At 45.3% G+C, this 21,260-nt stretch carries 19 protein-coding genes and 6 tRNA genes; 13 read left to right on the forward strand and 12 right to left on the reverse strand.

Features of this window, described 5'->3' with window-relative positions:
* Positions 1-12 precede the first annotated feature (12 nt).
* The 3 genes from BQ5375_RS13640 to BQ5375_RS13650 all read right to left on the reverse strand — a co-directional run bounded on the left by BQ5375_RS13640 (position 13) and on the right by BQ5375_RS13650 (position 3,659).
* A complete protein-coding gene (locus BQ5375_RS13640; protein WP_022133650.1) occupies positions 13-1,911 on the reverse strand; it encodes a polysaccharide biosynthesis protein in 1,899 nt (632 codons plus the stop codon).
* 455 nt (positions 1,912-2,366) lie between these two features.
* Entirely contained in the window at positions 2,367-2,816 is a 450-nt protein-coding gene (locus tag BQ5375_RS13645; protein WP_235850005.1) for a threonine/serine exporter family protein, read from the reverse strand.
* A 15-nt stretch (positions 2,817-2,831) separates the two neighbouring features.
* Positions 2,832-3,659, reverse strand: a complete 828-nt coding sequence (locus BQ5375_RS13650; RefSeq protein WP_076918077.1) for a threonine/serine exporter family protein — start codon at positions 3,657-3,659, stop codon at positions 2,832-2,834.
* 187 nt (positions 3,660-3,846) lie between these two features.
* Here BQ5375_RS13650 and BQ5375_RS13655 point away from each other — a divergent pair, with 187 nt between their 5' ends.
* Genes BQ5375_RS13655 through BQ5375_RS13670 form a run of 4 tightly spaced genes read left to right on the forward strand, consistent with a single transcriptional unit; the run spans position 3,847 to position 8,478 of the window.
* Complete coding sequence (locus BQ5375_RS13655; RefSeq protein ID WP_076918078.1) at positions 3,847-5,031, forward strand: cation diffusion facilitator family transporter; 1,185 nt, start codon at positions 3,847-3,849, stop codon at positions 5,029-5,031.
* A 41-nt stretch (positions 5,032-5,072) separates the two neighbouring features.
* Positions 5,073-5,759 carry a (d)CMP kinase gene (cmk, locus tag BQ5375_RS13660; protein ID WP_076918079.1) on the forward strand — a complete coding sequence of 229 codons (687 nt, stop codon included), beginning with the start codon at positions 5,073-5,075 and terminating at the stop codon, positions 5,757-5,759.
* Between the two features lie 25 nt (positions 5,760-5,784).
* Positions 5,785-6,414: a lysophospholipid acyltransferase family protein gene (locus BQ5375_RS13665; protein ID WP_022133645.1), complete on the forward strand. Its 630-nt coding sequence runs from the start codon at positions 5,785-5,787 to the stop codon at positions 6,412-6,414.
* Between the two features lie 33 nt (positions 6,415-6,447).
* On the forward strand, positions 6,448-8,478 hold the full coding sequence (locus BQ5375_RS13670; RefSeq protein WP_022133644.1) for a bifunctional 4-hydroxy-3-methylbut-2-enyl diphosphate reductase/30S ribosomal protein S1: 2,031 nt from the start codon (positions 6,448-6,450) through the stop codon (positions 8,476-8,478).
* Between the two features lie 137 nt (positions 8,479-8,615).
* Here BQ5375_RS13670 and BQ5375_RS13675 read toward each other — a convergent pair whose 3' ends face one another.
* The 8 genes from BQ5375_RS13675 to BQ5375_RS13710 form a co-directional block, all read right to left on the reverse strand.
* Positions 8,616-9,131 (reverse strand): cysteine hydrolase family protein, encoded by a 516-nt coding sequence (locus BQ5375_RS13675; protein ID WP_022133643.1) that lies wholly within the window; start codon positions 9,129-9,131, stop codon positions 8,616-8,618.
* A gap of 24 nt (positions 9,132-9,155) precedes the next feature.
* Complete coding sequence (locus BQ5375_RS13680) at positions 9,156-10,409, reverse strand: aminopeptidase P family protein (protein WP_022133642.1); 1,254 nt, start codon at positions 10,407-10,409, stop codon at positions 9,156-9,158.
* A 642-nt stretch (positions 10,410-11,051) separates the two neighbouring features.
* Positions 11,052-11,127, reverse strand: a tRNA-Gly gene (locus tag BQ5375_RS13685).
* Between the two features lie 59 nt (positions 11,128-11,186).
* Positions 11,187-11,262 (reverse strand) — tRNA-Gly (locus BQ5375_RS13690).
* A gap of 79 nt (positions 11,263-11,341) precedes the next feature.
* Positions 11,342-11,417: transfer RNA gene (locus BQ5375_RS13695), tRNA-Gly, on the reverse strand.
* A gap of 3 nt (positions 11,418-11,420) precedes the next feature.
* Positions 11,421-11,496, reverse strand: a tRNA-Phe gene (locus tag BQ5375_RS13700).
* 41 nt (positions 11,497-11,537) lie between these two features.
* A tRNA-Asp gene (locus tag BQ5375_RS13705) sits at positions 11,538-11,614 on the reverse strand.
* A gap of 3 nt (positions 11,615-11,617) precedes the next feature.
* A tRNA-Val gene (locus tag BQ5375_RS13710) sits at positions 11,618-11,693 on the reverse strand.
* Positions 11,694-11,912: 219 nt separating this feature from the next.
* Between BQ5375_RS13710 and BQ5375_RS14270 the strand changes: the two genes are divergently transcribed.
* A complete protein-coding gene (locus tag BQ5375_RS14270; RefSeq protein ID WP_022132788.1) occupies positions 11,913-12,164 on the forward strand; it encodes a hypothetical protein in 252 nt (83 codons plus the stop codon).
* A gap of 50 nt (positions 12,165-12,214) precedes the next feature.
* On the opposite strand, the gene BQ5375_RS13715 is transcribed toward BQ5375_RS14270, so the two are convergent.
* Complete coding sequence (locus tag BQ5375_RS13715; protein ID WP_076918080.1) at positions 12,215-12,709, reverse strand: ComEA family DNA-binding protein; 495 nt, start codon at positions 12,707-12,709, stop codon at positions 12,215-12,217.
* Between the two features lie 531 nt (positions 12,710-13,240).
* On the opposite strand from BQ5375_RS13715, the gene BQ5375_RS13720 reads away from it, so the two are divergent.
* The 8 genes from BQ5375_RS13720 (at position 13,241) to BQ5375_RS13755 (ending at position 21,247) form a co-directional block, all read left to right on the forward strand.
* A complete protein-coding gene (locus BQ5375_RS13720; protein ID WP_022132786.1) occupies positions 13,241-13,555 on the forward strand; it encodes an ATP synthase subunit B family protein in 315 nt (104 codons plus the stop codon).
* Positions 13,552-15,507: a V-type ATP synthase subunit I gene (locus BQ5375_RS13725; protein WP_076918081.1), complete on the forward strand. Its 1,956-nt coding sequence runs from the start codon at positions 13,552-13,554 to the stop codon at positions 15,505-15,507. Before BQ5375_RS13720 ends, BQ5375_RS13725 begins: the two co-directional genes overlap by 4 nt.
* Before the next feature lie 2 nt (positions 15,508-15,509).
* The gene (locus BQ5375_RS13730; protein WP_022132784.1) at positions 15,510-16,016 is read left to right on the forward strand and encodes a V-type ATP synthase subunit K; all 507 of its coding nucleotides are present in this window, start codon (positions 15,510-15,512) and stop codon (positions 16,014-16,016) included.
* Between the two features lie 37 nt (positions 16,017-16,053).
* Entirely contained in the window at positions 16,054-16,650 is a 597-nt protein-coding gene (locus tag BQ5375_RS13735) for a V-type ATP synthase subunit E (RefSeq protein WP_022132783.1), read from the forward strand.
* Positions 16,651-16,690: 40 nt separating this feature from the next.
* Positions 16,691-17,701: a V-type ATP synthase subunit C gene (locus tag BQ5375_RS13740; protein ID WP_022132782.1), complete on the forward strand. Its 1,011-nt coding sequence runs from the start codon at positions 16,691-16,693 to the stop codon at positions 17,699-17,701.
* On the forward strand, positions 17,694-18,017 hold the full coding sequence (locus BQ5375_RS13745; protein WP_022132781.1) for a V-type ATP synthase subunit F: 324 nt from the start codon (positions 17,694-17,696) through the stop codon (positions 18,015-18,017). Before BQ5375_RS13740 ends, BQ5375_RS13745 begins: the two co-directional genes overlap by 8 nt.
* Positions 18,018-18,095: 78 nt before the next feature.
* Entirely contained in the window at positions 18,096-19,868 is a 1,773-nt protein-coding gene (locus tag BQ5375_RS13750) for a V-type ATP synthase subunit A (RefSeq protein ID WP_022132780.1), read from the forward strand.
* Positions 19,868-21,247 (forward strand): V-type ATP synthase subunit B, encoded by a 1,380-nt coding sequence (locus BQ5375_RS13755; protein ID WP_022132779.1) that lies wholly within the window; start codon positions 19,868-19,870, stop codon positions 21,245-21,247. The genes BQ5375_RS13750 and BQ5375_RS13755 overlap by 1 nt, the downstream gene beginning before the upstream one ends.
* Positions 21,248-21,260: the final 13 nt, after the last annotated feature.

The following is a 21,260-nucleotide window of genomic DNA, read 5'->3' on the forward strand; positions in this document are numbered from 1 at the left end:
GTGGTCTCCTTTCTACTTCTTCTCGCTCTCACTGTTTTCGAGGGCAGTTACTTCCCGGTTGACCTCATCCGGATCACGGAAGGTTGGCACAACCTGCTTCATTGCAAGACGTACTGCTTCCCGTCCGCCCTGTTCCAAAGCCTCGTGAAGAATCTCAAGCTTATGATTCATCTCGGTCTGAGAAATCTCTGTCTGACGCTCAATAAAGATCTTGCTGCTGGTTGTCTTCATCAAACCATCGCTCTTCATCAAAAGCTCTTCATACAGTTTTTCGCCTGGACGCAGACCGGTTTCCACAATATCAATATCCACATAAGGGATATAACCGGACAATTTAATCAGGTTTTCTGCCAGATCCAGAATCTTAACTGGCTGGCCCATATCCAGTACAAAGACCTCTGAGCTTGCTGCCATTGCTCCCGCTTCCAGAACCAGCTGAGCTGCTTCCGGAATGGTCATGAAATAACGAATAATGCGTTTATCGGTAACGGTTACCGGGCCGCCTGCCTCAATCTGACGGCGGAACAGCGGAATAACCGATCCGTTGGAACCCAGAACGTTTCCAAAGCGTACCGCTACATATTCTGTATGGCTGATTCCCTTCATGCTCTGCAGGATCATTTCGCAGAAACGTTTGGTTGCACCCATAACATTGGTTGGGTTAACTGCCTTATCCGTAGAAATCAGAACAAACTTGTCCACGCCAAATTCATCCGCTGCATGAACCACATTGTAGGTACCAAATACATTGTTCTTAACTGCTTCCTCCGGACATTCCTCCATCAGCGGAACATGTTTGTGCGCTGCTGCATGGAAGATGATCTGCGGACGATAGCCGCCTACCAGCTTGCGTACCTTCTCACGGTCACGGACAGATGCAATTTCTACTTTTAAGTTCAGTTTATCGCCGTATTCCATTTTCAGCTCCTGCTGCAGGTCATAGGCATTGTTTTCATAGATATCGACCACAATCAGTTCCTTTGGGGAACGTTTTGCGATCTGACGGCACAGTTCCGAACCGATCGAACCACCGCCACCGGTAACCATAACCACCTTATCACGAAGAAAATCGAATACTTCCTGATTGTTAAAAACAATTCTTTCTCTGCCCAGAAGGTCATCGATCTTGACGTTTCTTACATTTTGGCTCAAGCTTCCGCTCTGAACTGCCGCAAAGGTGTCCGGTAAAACCTTGACATGGCAGTGCAGTCCCGAGCACATTTCCAGGATTTCCTTGCGTCGAATCGGATCAGCCGAAGGAATTGCAAAAATGATCTCGGTTACCATGGTATTTCGCAGGAGCAGCGGCATCATGTCGATCTTGCCCTTTACTTCAATACCATGGATAAATTTTCCGATCTTTTCCGGATCATCATCAAAAAAGCATACTGGCTGATAATGGTTTTTGGAATTATTTTTAATTTCATTTAACAAACCAACACCGGCGTTGCCTGCTCCGATGATGGCACAGCGAACCTTCTTTTCCTGATTGCGCGTTGTCACCTTCATGCGGTATTTTCGATAGATAAATCGCGCTGTCATCATCAACAGCAGCGACATCGAGTAAATACACATCGAAAGAACGCTTGGAATCTTTGGGATCGGCAAAATCTTCTGGATCACAAAGTAGACCACATACGCCAAAGCTCCCATGAAAATCATCGAGATATACTCGTCCGTTTCTGCATATCTCCAAAGGCTGTCATAGGATTTGGATGCCCACAAAAATCCGCACAGACACAATACCATCAGTCCAAAGTTTGGCATCCAGGCAAAAATCTGATGCAGCTCTGTGCCGTTTCGAATCGGAACCCAATAAATCATTGCAAAGTAAACGATGTTTGCGATGACCAGATCCATCAAAAACACAATCTGTTTTCGATATCTGCTCAATCCCTTATTCTCTTTCACGATTCAGTTCTCCATTCCGCTTTAAATTTAGTTTGCCCAAAAGCTTCCTTTTCTCACTCACATACTTTTATCTTTGCCATCCTGATTCAGCATCAAACTTTTGGACAACACAAAACGGCGGTTTGACTGTCCTTTTTTCAAAAAGCTACAAACCGCAGGGCAACAATATCTATCTTATTTTATCATTTCACCCTATCCGGTGCAATGTTTTTTGTACAAAAGATGATGCCTTTCTATCTTTTGTCCTTTTTTTAAATCTTTTTATAAAAAAATCTTATACAAACTACCGATTTTTTCTGTTGTTTATCATAATATTTACCATAATAAGGTGGAATATTTTACAATGCCAAAGGCTTTTGATATCCCCTTATGCGAAAAAGAAACCTCGATGAGGTTTCTTTTTTCGCATAAACAGCGGTAAGAAGCATGTTTTCTAAGCCCTGTTTCTTTTTCTATTATCTGCGATCTCGCTTGCTTGCAAAGGTAAACAGAAGTTTTGGCATCGAGAAAGCAAATACAATTGCCAGTGCTATTGCTACTGCGATCTTAATTGTTTCGATTCCCTTGGCAACTGCCAAATCATTGTATCCCATGATAAAGTTATAGGCTGTGTAGTAAATTCCTGCACCGGGAACCAGTGGAAACAATCCACAGATCAAAAATACTGTAACCGGTGTTTTCCGATAAACCGCAAAGACTCTCGCCATGATGGTCAACACCACAACTGCGGCAAAAGAGGAAACTGTTGGGGAAGGGTAATTTGCCATAACCAGAAGGTAGCACCACCAACCGGCAGCTCCACAGATTCCCGAATAGACATATTGCTCCTTCGGTACCTGAAACAACACTGCAAACGATACGGTCGCCACAAAAGCAACTGCAATCTGAATGATCATTGTCAGCATCTTCTCATCCCCTCCTTATACCGGCATGCCTGTCACAATCTGGAAAACGCGCAGCACCACACCAACACCCAGTGCAATACAGCAGGCAACCAGCACCGCATCAATCATGCGAATCGTTCCCGAAAGATAATCTCCATTTAGAAAGTCGCGGATTGAGTTGGTAAGAGGTACACCCGGAAGCAGTGGGATAATTGAACCGATAATGATTTTATCCATGTTTTCACCAAAGACATAACGGAACATTAAAATACCGGTCAGCGTTACCAGCGCACTGCTGAGGATGTTGAGCATAATCTTGTTGGCACCTTTTTTGCTCAGATAAAGCACAAAGCACCACAACAAAATTCCCGATAAAAAAGAAGCCAAGCTGTCAATCAGACTGCCTCCCAGCAGATAACAGAAAGCACCGGAACCCAATCCAGAAACAAATATCTGCAGGAGATTATTGGTGAATGGGATTTTATCAATTTCCTCTATTTTCTTTCTTGCTTCTTCCATCGTATATTTTTTTGCCACGATTTCGCGGGAAAGATTGTTTACTGCCGCTACACGTCCAAGATGAATGGAGGAAAGCGGAATATAGCGAATCTGGCTTGCAACAACCAGATCATCAGAATCTTTTTCTCCATTTCCCACCTGAAGCTGCTGGCAGATCTGCCGTCCATCCTCTTCTATCGAGGCAAAAATACCGTTTGCCAACACATAAACATGGAAACCTTCCACGCCGTACGCTTTTGCAATTCGCTGCATCGTTTCCTGTACACGGAAGATCTCTCCTCCGTTTTTCAGCAGCACTTCACCGATTCGGGTTGTCAGTTCCAGCACCTTTCTGCTTTCGTTCACCCTCTCGCCCCCTGTTTTCGTGATAAATTTCTTTCAGTTTATCATATTTTCCCCGGTTTCACAATCTTTGTTTTTGAGAAAAAAATACCGGTTTTGATTGAAATTATCCCCAAATTACGTTACAATAAATAAGTTTGAGGTTTTCTTTTTTTACATCAAAAAACTCTTTACAGGAAGGCATGATTTTATGATTCAGTTTCTTATCGAACGCTTTGTTCCCAACTGGCAAAACACGCAAAACTCCACTGTCCGGGAGAGATACGGTATCCTCGCCGCTTCGGTGGGAATTTTATCCAACATTTTTCTTTTTATCATTAAAATCCTGACTGGTCTGATCTTTAACAGTATTGCCATCACCGCTGACGCTGTAAACAACCTCTCGGATGCCGGTTCTTCGGTCATCACCCTGCTGGCTTTTAAGATTGCCGGCAAACCTGCTGACCCGGAACACCCATATGGTCATGCCCGCATGGAATACATTTCCGGTATGGCGGTTTCCTTTATCATTATTCTGCTTGGATTGCAGCTGATTGGCAGCTCATTTGAAAAAATCCTGCATCCGGAAACTGTCACCGTTTCCTACCTGACTTATGCAGTCCTGATCATCTCCATCCTTACCAAGCTCTGGCAGGGCATCTTTAACCGAACCGTCGGCAAACGCATCGACTCGGATGCTCTTCAGGCAACTGCGGCCGACAGCCTTAACGACGTTTTTGCTACTTCCGCTGTCTTAATCAGCGCAATTGTTTATCACTTCACCTCCATTCCAATTGATGGATGGATGGGTATGGCTGTTGCTATCTTCATCACTATTTCGGGCATCAAACTTGTCATCGAAACAGGTGATCCTCTGCTCGGTCAGGCTCCAGACCCTCAGCTCATTCGTGAAATCGGTCAGCGTATTACCTCTTATGACGGCGTTATCGGAATGCATGACCTCCAGGTTCACAGCTATGGCCCTGGACGCACCTTTGCATCGGTTCACGCAGAAGTTCCTGCCAATGTTGACATTCTGGTCAGCCATGATATCATTGATAATATCGAACGTGAGGTCGGTGCAGAAATGGGAATCAATCTTGTCATCCACATGGACCCTGTCGTTACCGACAATGAAAAAATCAATCGACTGAAAGCTGAGATTGATCAGATTGTCAAAAGCATTGACACCGATCTGAGCATGCATGATTTTCGTGCCGTGTTCGGCCCTACCCACACTAACCTGGTGTTTGACGTTGTCGTTCCGCCGGCATTCGAGCTGACCGACAGCCAGATTATCCAGAACATTTCGGAAAAAGCAAAAAAACTCGGAAACTATTTCTGTGTTATCACCATCGACCACAACTACGCTTACATTCCTAGCTCTGAACGCTAGAGTTAAAAAGTAAAACAAATTACATACAGGAGGATTTTTCCATGATTCGTGTTGCCATTGACGGACCTTCCGGTGCCGGAAAAAGCACCGTAGCCAAAAGAATTGCAAAAGATCTTTCGATTATCTATGTAGACACCGGTGCTATGTACCGCTGTATTGGTCTTTATGCCCTGCGCCAGGGGCTGGACACCAAAGATAGCCAGCAGGTTTCCTCCTGTCTGGAACAGATCCATCTGGAAACCAGCTATGATGTACAAAATGGTCAGCGCATCTTCTTAAACGGAGAGGATGTCTCCGAAGCAATCCGTACACCAGACGCTTCGATGGCAGCATCCAATGTATCCGCCATCCCGCAGGTCCGCGCATTTCTGCTCGATCTTCAGCGGGATATGGCAAAGAAACAAAGCCTTGTCATGGATGGCAGAGATATCGGCACAGTGGTTATCCCGGACGCTGAGCTCAAAATCTTCCTGACCGCTTCTCCGGAATCCCGCGCAAGACGCCGCTATCTGGAATATGTTCAGAAGGGACAGCAGCCAGTATACGACGATATTCTGCGCGATGTTATTCTGCGCGATCATCAGGATTCCACCCGTGCGGCAGCTCCTCTGTGTCAGGCTCCGGATGCTGTCAAGCTGGATACCACAGAAATTAACTTTGAGGATACCGTTTCGATCATCAAGGAAATGATCCTCAAAAAAGCCGCAGAGCTTTCACTTTCCATCTAAATTTAATTTGAAAGGAAGAACCGTATTGTTTTACCAAATTGCGATTCGTGCCGTAGGACTCCTGTGGCATTTCTGGTTCCATCTGGAGCTTCATGGCCGCGAAAATGAACCAAAAGAGGGTGGATATATCCTTGCCAGCAACCATTGTTCCGCAATCGATCCAATGATCGTCTGCCAGGGTATCCGACATTCTGAGATTCACTTCATGGCAAAAGCGGAATTATTTGATATTCCTGTACTCAAGCATGTTATCCGTTGGCTCAATGCTTTCCCTGTTTCCCGTGGAAGCGGAGATTTAACCCCGATCAACACCTCTATTCAGGTAATTCAGGACAAAGAAATCCTCGGTATCTTCCCGGAAGGTACGCGTTCCAAAGACGGAAACCTGCTCCGCTTTAAATCCGGTCTTGCCCTGATTGCACAGCAAACCGGTGCTCCTGTTCTTCCGGTCACTATCACCTACTGTGATCCCAAGAAAAAATTCCGTTCCCGTGTCGTGGTAAATTACGGAAAACTGATGACCTGCGAGGAACTGGGCATCCATCCATCCGAAAACAATGGCGCTGCGGCAGACCTTTCCCATGCAAGAGAATTAAAGGAAGCTACCCGCAAAATTCATTCTGTGATGGAAGAACTGAAACAGCAAAACCTGTAAATCATATAAAGCACACAAGAAAGGAACTATTTTATGCCGCTTACCGTTGCCAAAACTGCCGGCTTCTGCTTTGGAGTGCGCCGCGCAGTCGATACTGTCTATGAGCAGCTGGAACGCATTCCTTCCACCTCTTCACCAAAACTGTTTACCTTGGGAGAGATTATCCATAACGCGCAGGTTGTCGAAGAACTGGATTCTCTGGGGGCAGTTGCTGTCGATTCTCTGGAAAAACTTCTGGAACTGGAAGAGCAACTTTCTCAGCAGAACCGTCCCTATATTCCGGTCATCATCCGTTCACATGGTGTGCCTAAAAAGGTATATGAAGCGCTGGATAGCCGATCTATTCCCTATATCGATGCTACCTGTCCCAATGTAAAACGAATCCAGAAAATTGTGGAAGAGCAGCCGGAAGGAACCTTGGTCCTGATCGCCGGTGATGCTGTCCATCCTGAAATTCAGGGAATCATCGGTCATTGCAATGTAACTTGCGTTACATTTACATCTGCAAAAGAGCTTGCTGAATTCACCGAAAATCATGCAAATCTGTCCAAAATGAACAGCGTAATGGTCGCTCAAACCACTTTTAACACGTCGGAGTGGCAAAAATGCGTAGAAACTGCGAAAAACCTGTATACAAATCTAAAAATATTTGATACAATATGTAAGGCTACACTGATGCGACAAACAGAAGCTGCACAATTGGCAGAAGTTTCGGATATCATGATTGTAATCGGCGGCAGGCATAGCTCCAACACCCAAAAATTGTCGGATATTTGCAGTCGGTTTACAAAGACCATTTGGGTCGAGACAGCACGGGAACTTTTGAGCGGTCAAGCAGATGTTGTCTGCCAGATTGATGCAGGCAGTCGAGTCGGTGTTACTGCCGGTGCTTCAACACCGGTTCGTATAATTAAGGAGGTACAAAAAACCATGAGTGAGATTTTAAAAGAAGAGGAAATGTCCTTTGAAGAGATGCTGAATCAGTCCTTCAAGAGTACATATACAGGGGAGAAGGTGAAAGGTATCGTTACCGGTATTGCTCCAAACGAGATCACCGTTGACATCGGTACCAAACACACAGGTTATGTTCCACTTTCCGAGCTGACAAACGATCCAAGCCTTTCCACCGAAGACATCGTGAAAAAAGGCGATGAAATCGAACTGGTTGTTCTGCGCGTAAACGACGTTGAAGGTACAGTTATGCTGTCCAAAAAACGTCTGGATGCTCAGGCTGGCTTTGAAAAGGTTATGGCTGCTGCTGGCACCGGCGAAGTTCTCTCCGGTACTGTTACTGACGTTGTAAAAGGCGGCATCCTGGCTGTTACTGAAGGCGTTAAAGTATTCATCCCAGCTTCCCTGTCTGGTGTTTCCAAGAACGAACCACTCGAACAGTTGCTCAAACAGAAAGTTGATTTCGTAATCCGCGAAGTAAACGAAAAACGTCACAGAGCTGTTGGCTCCATCAAAGACGTTCTCAAAGAGCAGAAGAAAGTTCTGGAAGACAAATTCTGGAGCGAAGTTGAAGTTGGCAAACGTTATCAGGGTGTTGTTAAATCCATCACCAGCTACGGCGCATTCGTTGATCTGGGCGGCGTAGACGGCATGGTTCACATCTCTGAACTGTCCTGGCTGAGAATCAAACATCCTTCCGATGTTGTTAAAGTTGGCGACGTTCTGGATGTATACGTAAAAGACATCGACGTTGAAAACAAAAAGATCTCCCTGGGCTACAAGAAAACCGAGGACAATCCTTGGGAAGTTCTCAAGAGAGATTACGAAGTTGGCAGCGTAGTTACCGCTAAAGTTGTTTCCATGACTGCTTTCGGTGCATTCGCTCAGATCATCCCAGGCGTTGACGGTCTGATCCACATTTCTCAGATCTCCAACGAGAGAATCAACAAACCTCAGGACGTTCTGACCATCGGTCAGGAAGTTCAGGTTCAGATCACTGACATTGACTTCGAAAAGAAACGTGTCAGCCTGTCCATGAAAGCTCTGCTGGAAGACAACGCTCAGGAAGAAGCTGTAGAGGCTTCCGAAGAAACCACTGAAGTAAACGAATAATTCCCGTGCAGATAAAAAATGCCTCCTGAAAACAGGAGGCATTTTTCTTTTCAGGCAATTTATCTTCCCATATCAAAGCAAACTATTATGTACAAAAAGAGCGTGTGGAAAATTCCACACGCTCTTTTTGTATTTTCTTATTTTTTCACCGGTTGGCTGAGCAGACTTTCCAAAGAAAAAATCTGCGCATATCTTCCCTGCCAGATTCTCTTTTCGAAAAACTCCTCTGTCTGCTGCGCAGTGAGATATTCATTATCAACTGTAGCACAGCATCCCTGCGGTACCAGTACCTGATATCCCCGCTCAAAAGCAGATTTGATCGTTGCATCAATGCAGAACTCGGTCATCATTCCTGCCACAATCAGCTGGGTAATTCCCTGTTCACTGCACCAGCTTTCCAGATCTGTTTCCAGAAAAGCACTTGGATAGGATTTGTCTATTACAATTTCTGATTCTTTCGGTTTGATACGGGAATCAATCTCCGAAATGCGATCTTCTCCATCATCGTGGCGGACATAAACCAGCGGCACCATCTGCTGACGACACCATGTGATCAATCTGGACAATTTTTCGGTCAGCTCTTCCCCGCCATCCGGCAAAGCAGCAACTACCGACTGCTGTACGTCCACGATTAAACACGCTGTTTTTTCCATTTTATCGTTCCTCCCAAAATTGACTTATTTTTTCATCAGAGCTTCGATATCCTCTACTGTCTTGAGGATATTGGAAGAAAGATTGATTGCCTTTTCCTCGGTGATAATGATATCATCTTCAATGCGGACTCCAATTCCTTCTTCCTCGATATACAGTCCCGGCTCTACTGTGATAACCATGCCTGGACGAAGGGTCTTGAGGCTTGGTGTAGTAACATCGTGGCAATCCAATCCCAGGCTGTGGCTGACGCTGTGATAATAATAATCACGAACTGTCTTTCCATCTTTGAGTAAACCAATCTTAGGAAGCTCTTCCTCGTAGTATTTGATGACCATATTGTTTAAATCCAGATAGGTCATACCCGGACGAGCATTGTCAATTACCAGCTGCTGTGCACCCAGAACGATGTTGTATACTTCTTTCTGACGCTCGGTAAATTTGCCGTTAACCGGGAATGTTCTGGAAATATCGGCACAGTAATGTTCGTTTGCGCTTCCAAGGTCGATCAGAACCAATTCGCCGTCCTGAACATCCTGATTATTGGTATTGTAATGCAAGGTTGTTGCACGCTTTCCACCTGCAACAATGCTTGGGAAGGCATGTTCTCTTACACCATGTTTGCTCAACTCAAAGTCGAATGCACCTTCCAGAGCGCATTCATTGACGCCTGGATAAGCATACTTCATCATAGCCTCAATTGCCTGACGGGTGGTTTCCTGAGCTACTCTCATTTTTTCGATCTCTGCATCGGACTTGATAGCGCGCATCTTTGCAATCTCTCCAAAGATTTCTTCGATTGCAGCAGCAGGATAATCTTTCTGTACTTTATGTGCAAATTCATGTGCTGGTGTTGGAGCCTGTGTAGAAGTATATTTCCACAGATCAAGATAGAAGGTCATTTTACCTTCTCCACGGGTTCTTTCTACAAAGGAATTGACTGCACTATCAAAATCTTCCAGATAGCGAATATCTTTAATTCCGCTGATTTCAGTAGCTTCATGCGCTCTCATTCTTGCACCGACCCATTTTGCTTTTACTTCATCAAACGGCTCAATGTAGAGCATCTCAGCACAGTTGCCAGCCATATCTTTTGTCATCACAAGAATCATGTTTTCTCGTTCAATTCCAGTTAAATAGTAAAAATTGCGGTCTACCGAGAAAGAATAACTTTCATCTGCAGAACGCATCGGTGCTCTGCCGGAAAAAATCAGTACCATACAAGGTCCACTTTTGTCTTCCAACAGTTTTTGACGTCTTTGTTCGTAATTCATATTCATTGTATTTTCCCCCTATGTAAATAAAATTCTATGCTTTCAATCTGATTATACATCATTATCATCTGTATTATCTTGGATTCCATACATGGTTTCCGCACTTAATTATAGCAAAAAGCAACCTCTATTACAATCAAAGAGGGAAATTTTACCTTTTATTTAAACAATTTGTACGAAAAATCGCTTCTATTTCTTCTTATATGCTTGCCTGTCCTTTTTATACAAAACTATATCTGTACAACATGAAGGCGATATGATATCTGGTTTAATCTATATATAAATCCTCAGATAAAAAAGAAACGCACCTGTTCTTTGGCAGGTGCGTGATCATACGTTTATATTCAGTTACATGCAAAGCTATTTCCTTCTTAAAATCTATTCACGAACAAAAAAGAAATATATCCTACTCTTTGGCAGATGTATGATACTGCATCCAGGCTCAGCCCAATAGGTAAACTTTTTTATTCTTAAGACCTATTCGCGGATAAAAAAACAAACACATCTACTCTTTAGCAGGTGCGCGATACTGCATCCAGGCTCAGCCTATAGGTAAACTTTTTTATTCTTAAAACCTTATTCGCGGGCAAAAAAGAAACGCATCTACTCTTTAGCAGGTGCGCGATACTGCATCCAGACTCAGCCTGGTGGAGCGGGTTACGAGACTTGAACTCGCCACATCCACCTTGGGAAGATGGCGCTCTACCGGATGAGCTAAACCCACAAAAATTCGACAAAGTCCAATATGTTAAAAAAGACCAACCCTCTTGGGCTGATCCTTTTTGGAGCGGGTTACGAGGCTCGAACTCGCTACCTCCACCTTGGCAAGGTGGCGCTCTACCAGATGAGCTAAACCCGCAGATATTTTTTTATTATCCTGACCGCTGTTACAGGGCAAATGATTGAAAAAATCCACCCAAAAAAGTTTGGATGGATTTTGGAGCGGGTTACGAGGCTCGAACTCGCTACCTCCACCTTGGCAAGGTGGCGCTCTACCAGATGAGCTAAACCCGCAAATGGTGCCTTCGGTCGGAATCGAACCAACGACACGAGGATTTTCAGTCCTCTGCTCTACCAACTGAGCTACAAAGGCATTTGTTTTGCCCAGCAGGAAAGCGATGGACAATAAAAAAGTGGCGACCTGGATGGGGTTCGAACCCACGACCTCTAGCGTGACAGGCTAGCGTTCTAACCAACTGAACTACCAGGCCATATGGTGGGAACTACAGGGCTCGAACCTGTGACCCTCTGCTTGTAAGGCAGATGCTCTCCCAGCTGAGCTAAGCTCCCACATTTTTTGTTATCGGCTTCGGCGTTTTGTTTGTCGCCGTTGCCGTGACAACGTAGATTATTATACTATGTGTTTTTCGAAATGTCAATAGTTTTTTTGACTTTTTTTAAAAAAATCGTTTTTTGTCAAAAAAGCCCATGAATACAGGCTTTTTTGCAGGTAATAATAAAAAAAACAAAGCCAATTTTAAAATTATTTTTTGCGAAAGGAGATTTTTTATGTCAAAGTTTCGCTGCAAAAATCCACACCCCGACTGTAATCCAAAAGATAAATTTTCTCGTTCCCGATCTGTTTTTCCGCCTGACCTTTCTTCTGTGTTTGCACGAATTGATCCTCTCCCCCCATCTTCCCCTATGTACACTAACTCTTTGAGTAATGAAATCGACCACTACAATACTATGAAGCAACTTCCCATTGCGCATTTTGAGCAAAAGCTCGATGAAAAAGATTTAAATTCCATTCAGCTATAAAAATAGAGCGCGTCCGTTTCGCAGGCGCGCTCTATTTACATAATTTTAGATTACTCCGCATAAAATTTTTCAGATAAGCGGCTTAAAAGGACTTCCCCGATTCCATCGATTTCCAAAAGTTCTTCCATAGAGGAAATCCTTCCTTTCTGATTTCGATAGTCCAGAATGCTTTGTGCACGCTTTTCTCCAATTCCTTCCACCTGCATCAGATCTTCTGCATCTGCCTGATTAATATTCATTGGAAATTGGGCCTGGGAAGATGTTTCTTTTTGTAAAGTATTCTCTGTTTTGGAAGAATTCGTCTTTTTCATCTGCTTTAAATCGGTCAGCTGTGAAAAATTGTTCCCTGTTTTAACATATTCTTTCATAGATTGACTGTTATTTTCATATTTGACAGTATTTTGTTCCCCTAAAACCTTTTCCAAGCGAACCACTGTCAATGGATAGGGAGATTGTAGCGAATTATGTACACTAAGGACAATCAATCCCAGCACACTAACCAGTGCAAACAGCGACATCATGCGAATAATTGGATCTTTTTTCACTGTTCTCTCCCCTTCATTGTCAGTTTCGTAGAAATATTATAGTGCAAATTCAGCTTTTAGTCTATCTTTTTTCTTGAAAAAGTTGTATGATAGTTGTGAGAATATATCAATTCTCTTATCAAAAAATAACGGAAATGCTCCCAAATACGCCGTTTTCCTCGAAAAAGCAGGGATATCATCGGATGTTAGAACAGAAAAACGGTTGAAAGATTTTTGTGTAGAAATTATGACTAGTAGTCATTTCGTCATGTTTTCGCATAAAGAAATCCATTATTTTTTCCAAGTTTCTTATTGACAATGTACAATCATTTCGATTATGATATAGTAGAAGAAATTTTATTTCTTTTTGCAATTAGCAAAGTATAACAATTTATAACATATTTTGCTGATTACAACCGGAAAGAATAAGGTTTGTGAGGGGTTTCAATTCGTTATTTTTTCCACAAACATTTCGCGAAAAGGGCGATAGTAAGCCATTTTGCATACATCTCTTCTTTTCGCAGGTCATTATGAAAAGGGTGGTGACAAAACTTGTTAGATGTACTCAGCAAAGTCAAGCAAGCCGAAGAAGCTGCACAACAGCTGATCGGCGACGCCCAGCAAAAAGCGGTTGCAATCCGTGCAGACGCTCAGCGCCAGGGCAAAACAATCCTTGACAATGCCAAATCCGATGCTGCCAGAATCTCCGAGGAAATCGTCTCCCGCGCCCAGAACGACGCAAAGACCTGGCTTGAAAACTCAAAATCGGCTTCCGAGAGTGAGTGCAAGGCCATGGCTGAGAGATCCCAAGAAAAACTGACCGCAGCGGCAAACCTCATTGCAGAGAGGATTGTGAACACACTATGATTTTGAAAATGCAGAAACTGACTCTCATCGGTTTTCTCGCAGACAAGGAATCCATCCTGCGGGACCTGATGAAGAAGAAGTGCGTGCAGATCAACGGACCTGAAAACATCCAGGACTACGAAAGCATTGCTCAGTTGGCAGTGCCCGGTGTGGCTCAGACCTACGAACTGGAACAGGAACTGACAAAGTTCACCTCTGCGATCCGCGCTGTTGCTCCTTATGAGGAAAAAAGCAGTGCATTTTCCAAAAAGGAAATCTCTGATTTTTCTTCGATGCTGGACAAGGAAATCTACAGCGAGGCCGCTTCTTTGCGCGATGAAATCAATTCCATCGTAAAACAGATCGCGGAACAGAAGAACATCATTTCCCGCTCTCAGCTCCAGATCACCTCACTGGAACCGTGGACCGATCTGGACCTTGATTTGTCCGTAACACAGACAAAATCAACTGCGCTGCTTTATTTAACCGCAGCAGCAGACGTCAACCTGGAAGAGTTTGAGGCAAAGCTTCAGGAAGCAACACCTCTGTGCTATGTACATAAAGTAAGCTCCTCTTCCGAATTATCCTGCCTGCTTCTTATTTACCACAAAGATGCACAGGATGCTGTTATGAATGTAGTGAAGGGATTCAACACAAATCGTCCGGATTTTGCTTCTCTGAAAGGAAATGCGGCAGAAAACATCTCTTCGCTCAAAAACAAAATCGAAACCTGCAGCAAGGAGGCTCAGCGCCTGACCGAACAGCTGAAAGTGGCTGCAACCTCCTCCAAACTCCTAAAAAAAGGCTTCGATATGGTTACCCTGCAGATCGATGACCAGAAAGTCCGCGAAAATATTTTCCAGACTCAAAGCGTTTTTGCTCTGACAGGATGGCTGACCGAAAACGACATGGACAAAGTCAAAAAGATTTTGGACAAATATCCATGTTATTACACCATGGTTCAGCCAGAAGAAGGAGACGATCCTCCGATCAAGCTCAAGAACAACAAGTTTGTTGAGCCTTACGAGATGATTACAGAAATGTACTCTCTCCCAACTCCGGACGGCATCGATCCAACACCGGTTCTCACGCCATTTTTCATTCTTTTCTTTGGTATGATGTTAGCCGATGCAGGCTATGGACTGATTCTGTTCCTGCTTTGCTTTATCGGTCTGAAAAAACTCAAACCAGATGAAGGTTTCCTTAAAAATGCCATGAACATCGGTGTAGCGTGCGGACTCTCCACTATTTTCTGGGGCGTCATGTACGGTGGATATTTCGGAAACCTGGTAACTCAGGTTGCTGAAAGCTGGTTTGGTGTTACCGTTACAGTTCCGGCAGTATTCGATCCGTTAAACGATCCTATGTCGGTTATGCTGCTTTCCCTGATTCTGGGTGCAATTCACCTCTTTGCCGGTATGGGCGTCAAGATCTATATGCTGGCAAAACGCGGACACCTTCTGGACGGTCTTATGGATATCGGTTTATGGTATGTCCTTTTGATCGGCTTGCCAATGCTTGCATTACCTGTAACTGCTGGTATCGGTAAAGTTCTTTCCATCGTTGGTGCAGTAGGTTTGATCCTGACTCAGGGCCGTCATGAAAAAAACATTTTCATGAAGCTGATTAAAGGTGTCATGAGCCTGTATGACATTACCAGCTACCTGTCCGACGTTCTGTCCTATGCCCGTATCCTGGCTCTGGGACTTGCCGGCGGTGTTATCGCAAATGTCATGAACATCATGGGTACTATGCCTGGACTGAATATCATCGGTGTCGTTGTCTTTGTTGCTATTTTTGCAATCGGACACGCTTTCAACCTTGCAATCAGCGGTCTGGGTGCTTATGTACACACATCCCGTCTGCAGTACGTCGAATTCTTCGGAAAATTCTACGAAGCCGGCGGCAGACCATTTAAACCATTTAAAGCTAATACAAAATATACTCTTATTTCTGATAAGGAGGACAAATAGTCATGGAAGCAACAACATTTGCTCAGTTCTTTTTCTCTGGTAACTTTTTAGCAGTTTTAGGTGCAGCTCTCGCTGTAGGTCTTGGCGGTATCGGTTCCGCTAAAGGTGTAGGTATTGCCGGTGAGGCTGCTGCAGGACTGATCGCAGAAGACCCTGATAAATTCGGTCAGACCCTGATTCTTCAGGCTCTTCCAGGTACACAGGGTATTTACGGCTTCCTGGTTGGTATCATGGTAATGCTCAACTGCGGCTTCCTGGGTGGTCAGACTGCTCCTCTTACTTCTTCCCAGGGTCTGTACGTTCTGGCTGCTTGTCTGCCATGTGCTCTGACCGGTCTGATCTCCGGTATTCATCAGGGCCGCGTTTCCGCTGCTGGTATCAACGTTGTTGCTAAGAGACCAAGCGAAGTTTCCAAAGCAATGATCTACGCTGCTATGGTAGAAACATACGCTATTCTTGGTCTTCTGATCTCGATCCTGCTGGTTATCAACGTTGGCAGCATCGCTTAATTCCTTCCGGAAAACTTTGAAATCGAGGTGAAACCGGTTGAACAATATTGAAAGCATTGTAAAGAAAATCGCTGATGATGCAAAGCTCAGCGCTGAGCAGAAGATTGCTGAAGCACAGCAGGAAGCACAGCAGATCGTAAGCGATTATCAGGCACAGGCGGACAAAATCATGCAGGACGCGCAGGCACAGGCTCAGAAACAGGCTTCTGTCATCGCAGAACGTGTGGAATCCCAGTCGGGACTGATCCGCAGAAACCTGATGCTGCAGTATAAACGGGAAGCAATCGAACAGGCTTTCCAGAAATCTCTTGAGGTTCTTTGCGCACAGGATGCTGACAAACAGGTCACACTGCTTTCTGATGCAGCGGTTAAATATCTGTCTGCGGACGCAAAAGTAATCCTCAATGAAAAAGATAAAGCTGCTTTTGGAGAAAAACTGGTGAGCGAAATCTCCCGCAAACTCCAGGCTGCAAACAAAAACTACTCCGTTTCCCTTTCTGCTGATGCTGGCTCGATGCAGGGCGGCATGATCCTGGCAGAAGGAAGCATCGAAACAAACCTTTCTTACGAAATTCTTGTAAAAAATATCCGCGATGAACTGGAAGGCGAAGTTGCCAAGGTCCTGACCGAATAATTTTTATCACACAAGAAGCATGCGTAAGGAGGTGCACGGTTTGAAAAAAACAAAGGATACTGAGTATCTTTATCTGTCTGCCAACATTCGTGCACAGGAAACCCGCATGATCGGCACTCAGGCACTGCACAAGATGATCTCTGCTGCAACTGCTGAGGAAGCCTACAAAACGGTAACTGATGCCGGAATCGGTGTAGACTATGATTACAGGGATTTCGAATCTGCGCTGACTCAGGAGCTTTCTGCTACCTATGAGCGTCTGGAAAAAGCATCTCCGAACCCGGAAATGTTCAAAATTTTCCGTTACAAATACGACGGCCATAATCTGAAAACACTGATTAAGGCACACGCTTCCCAAAGTTCCGTTCAGGATCAGCCGGAAGACCTGATGATCCCACTGGGTACCGTTGATGCAAAAACATTGGTCAACGGACTTCGTGACGGGGACTTTGGTGCACTGGAACCAAAACTGGCAGAAGCTGCCATCCAGGCAAGAGATTCCCTGGCAAAACTCAATGACCCACAGCTTGTGGATGTTATCATTGACCGCGCTGTTCTGGAGAGCATGTCCGCTCTTGCAAAACAGTACAAAAGCAAATTCCTGACCCGTCTGGTTGACGCAAATATCGATATCGCGAACATCCGTTCCTTTATTCGTATTAAACGAATCGGACAGGATCTTCACTTCTTGAAAGAAGTCCTCGCACAGGGCGGCAGCATCCCGACAGAACGTTATTTTGATCTCTTCTTAAAGAGCTTTGACGATTTCTTTGAGATGCTCGATTCCACCCCATACGGACCAGCACTCTCCGGTGCATACGACGCTGTCAAGAACAAGGGCACACTTTCCAATTTCGAAAAACTGTGCGACAACTTCATGGTCAGCGTCCTGAAAGAATCCCGCTTTATTCCATTTGGCATTGAGCCGGTTCTTTCCTACCTGGTTGCAAAGGAAAACGAGTCGCAGGCAATCCGTATTGTCATGGCTTCCAAGATCGCCGGCGTAGATCCGGACAAAATTACGGAAAGGCTGAGGGATACATATGCGTAAAAAGATTGCAGTTGTCGGCGACAAAGGCAGCGTCCTCGGCTTCAAGTCGGTAGGTTTTGAAGTTTTCATGGCCACCACACAGCAGGAAATCCAGGACGTAATGCACACTCTGTGCAAAGGTGATTATGGCATCATCTTTATCACCGAGCAGGCTTATGTCCAGATTCCAGAAATTATTGACGAGTACAAGGAAAGCCCAACACCGGCGATCATCCCGATCCCGGGCAAGGACGGCAGCCTTGGAATTGGCATCAAAAATGTCAAGAAGAACGTCGAGAGAGCTGTTGGCGCAGACATTCTCTTTAATGAAGATTAATTTTAACACTTCTTCCACGTTTTGGTGGAAGCCGCAAACGGTGTTTTGCGGAGACTGATTTTAAAGTAGGTGAAAATATTGAGCCAAGGCAAAATTGTTAAGGTTGCCGGTCCGCTGATCGTTGCAGAAAACATGCGTGACGCCAATATGGGTGACGTAGTTCGTGTTGGTAAGCAGAAGCTCATCGGCGAAATCATCGAAATGAGAGATGACAAGGCATCCATTCAGGTTTACGAGGAAACTGCCGGTATCGGTCCTGGCGACCTGGTAGAAACCACCGGTTTCCCTATGTCTGTTGAGCTGGCTCCAGGTGTACTGACCAGTATCTTTGACGGTATCCAGCGTCCTCTGACCAAGATCAGAGAAATGACCGGAAGCAACATCACCAGAGGTATCGATGTTACTTCTCTGGACCATGAAAAGAAATGGGATTTTGTTGCAACTGCTAAAGTTGGCGACCATGTTGTAATGGGCGATGTACTTGGTACCGTACAGGAAACCTCCATCGTTACCCACAAGATCATGGTTCCAAAAGATGTTGAAGGTGAAATCGTTGAGATTACCTCCGGCAGCTACAACATCACCGAAACCATCGCAAAAGTAAAAGATAAAGACGGCAACATTCATGATGTCTGCATGCTTCAGAGATGGCCTGTTCGTGTACAGCGTCCATATGCTGAAAAACTTTCTCCAGACATCCCGATGATTACCGGTCAGCGTGTTATTGATACCCTGTTCCCAATCACAAAAGGCGGTACTGCTGCAGTTCCTGGACCATTCGGTTCCGGTAAAACTGTTGTACAGCATCAGCTTGCAAAATGGTCCGACGTAGATATCGTAGTTTACATCGGCTGCGGCGAACGTGGTAACGAGATGACCGACGTACTGAACGAGTTCCCAGAACTGAAAGACCCTAAATCTGGCGAATCCCTGATGTTCCGTACCGTTTTGATCGCAAACACTTCGGATATGCCAGTAGCTGCTCGTGAGGCTTCTATCTACACCGGTATTACCATCGCTGAGTACTACCGCGACATGGGTTACTCCGTTGCTATCATGGCTGACTCCACTTCCCGTTGGGCTGAGGCTCTCCGTGAGATGTCCGGCCGACTCGAAGAGATGCCTGGTGAAGAAGGTTACCCTGCTTACCTGACATCCCGTCTGGCACAGTTCTATGAACGTGCTGGCCGCGTTATCTGTAAAGGTTCCGATGGCCGTGAAGGTTCCCTGACCGCTATCGGTGCTGTATCCCCTGCAGGCGGCGATAACTCCGACCCTGTTGTACAGGCTACTCTGCGTATCGTTAAAGTATTCTGGGGTCTGGATTCCTCGCTTGCTTACAAACGTCACTTCCCTGCTATCAACTGGCTGACTTCCTATTCTCTGTATCAGGATCAGATCGGCGAGTGGATGGACAAAAATATTTCCGACGAATGGTCCAGCCTGCATCATGATGCAATGCTTCTGCTGCAGCAGGAATCCGAACTGGAAGAAATCGTTAAACTGGTTGGTTACGATTCTCTGTCCGCTCCTGACCGTTTGACTCTGGAAGCTGCTCGTTCCGTTCGTGAGGACTACTTACAGCAGAACGCATTCGACGATGCTGATACCTATACCTCCAATGACAAGCAGTACAAGATGCTCAAGATGATTCTGACCTTCTCCAAAGAGTGCAAAAATGCCCTCAACAGCGGCGTAAAAGTTGAAAAACTGTTCTCGCTGCCAGTATCCGAGAAGATCGCTCGTGCTAAATATGTTCCAGAAGATCAGTTCAATGCTTACTTCAACGACGTATTAGCTGAGATTGAATCGTCCGTTGCAAAAGTCGTTTCTGAGGAGGTATCTGCATAATGTTAAAAGAATACCGCACCATAAGAGAAGTCGCAGGTCCTCTGATGATGGTATCCGGCGTAGAAGGTGTCACCTACGATGAGCTGGGTGAAATCGAACTTCCAAGCGGCGATATCCGTCGTTGTAAAGTTCTGGAAGTAGACGGCGGCAACGCTGTTGTTCAGCTGTTCGAAAACTCCGCAGGTATCAACCTGCGTGACAGTAAGGTTCGTTTCTTCGGTCATGGTCTTCAGCTGCCAGTATCCGAAGATATGCTCGGACGTGTATTCTCCGGTATGGGACGTCCAATCGATGGCGGTCCGGAAATCATTCCTGACAAGAGAATCGATATCAACGGTGTTCCAATGAACCCTGCTGCTCGTGTATATCCTAACGAGTTCATTCAGACTGGTATTTCCGCTATCGACGGTCTGAACACACTGGTTCGTGGTCAGAAGCTTCCTATCTTCTCCGGTTCCGGTCTGCCGCATGCAAAACTGGCTGCACAGATCGCTCGTCAGGCAAAGGTACTCAATGCAAACGATAAGTTCGCTGTAGTATTCGCTGCTATCGGTATCACCTTCGAAGAAGCTGACTTCTTCATCAAGGACTTTACCAAGACCGGCGCTATCGACCGTACCGTTATGTTCATGAACCTTGCAAACGACCCTGCGATCGAGCGTATTTCCACTCCTCGTATGGCTCTGACTGCTGCTGAGTACCTGGCATTCGAGAAGGACATGCACGTTCTGGTTATCCTGACCGATATTACCAACTACGCAGAGGCTCTCCGTGAGGTTTCCGCTGCTCGTAAAGAGGTTCCTGGCCGTCGTGGTTACCCAGGTTACCTTTACACTGACCTTGCTACCCTGTATGAAAGAGCTGGAAGAAAGATGGGCTCTGAAGGTTCCATCACCATGATTCCAATCCTCTCCATGCCGGAAGATGATAAGACCCATCCAATCCCTGACTTGACCGGATACATCACCGAAGGTCAGATCATTCTGTCCCGTGAACTGTACCGCAAGAATATCACTCCACCAATCGACGTACTGCCTTCTCTGTCCCGTCTGAAGGATAAAGGTATCGGCGTTGGCAAGACCCGTGAAGACCATTCCGGCACCCTCAACCAGCTGTTTGCTGCTTACTCCCGTGGTAAAGACGCAAAAGAGCTGATGAGCATTCTGGGTGAAGCTGCTCTTTCCGAAACCGACCTTCTGTACGCAAAATTTGCGGATGAATTTGAAAAACGCTATGTTTCCCAGGGTTATTACACCAACCGTTCCATCGAGGAAACCCTCGACATCGGCTGGGAACTGCTTTCCATCCTGCCGGTAACCGAGCTCAAACGTATCAAGCCAGAGATGATTGAAAAATACCTTCCGAAAAAAGACAAATAAGGAGGGGTAAAGA

Origin of the sequence: Negativibacillus massiliensis (assembly GCF_900148495.1) — a bacterium.
Lineage (GTDB): Bacteria > Bacillota > Clostridia > Oscillospirales > Ruminococcaceae > Negativibacillus > Negativibacillus massiliensis.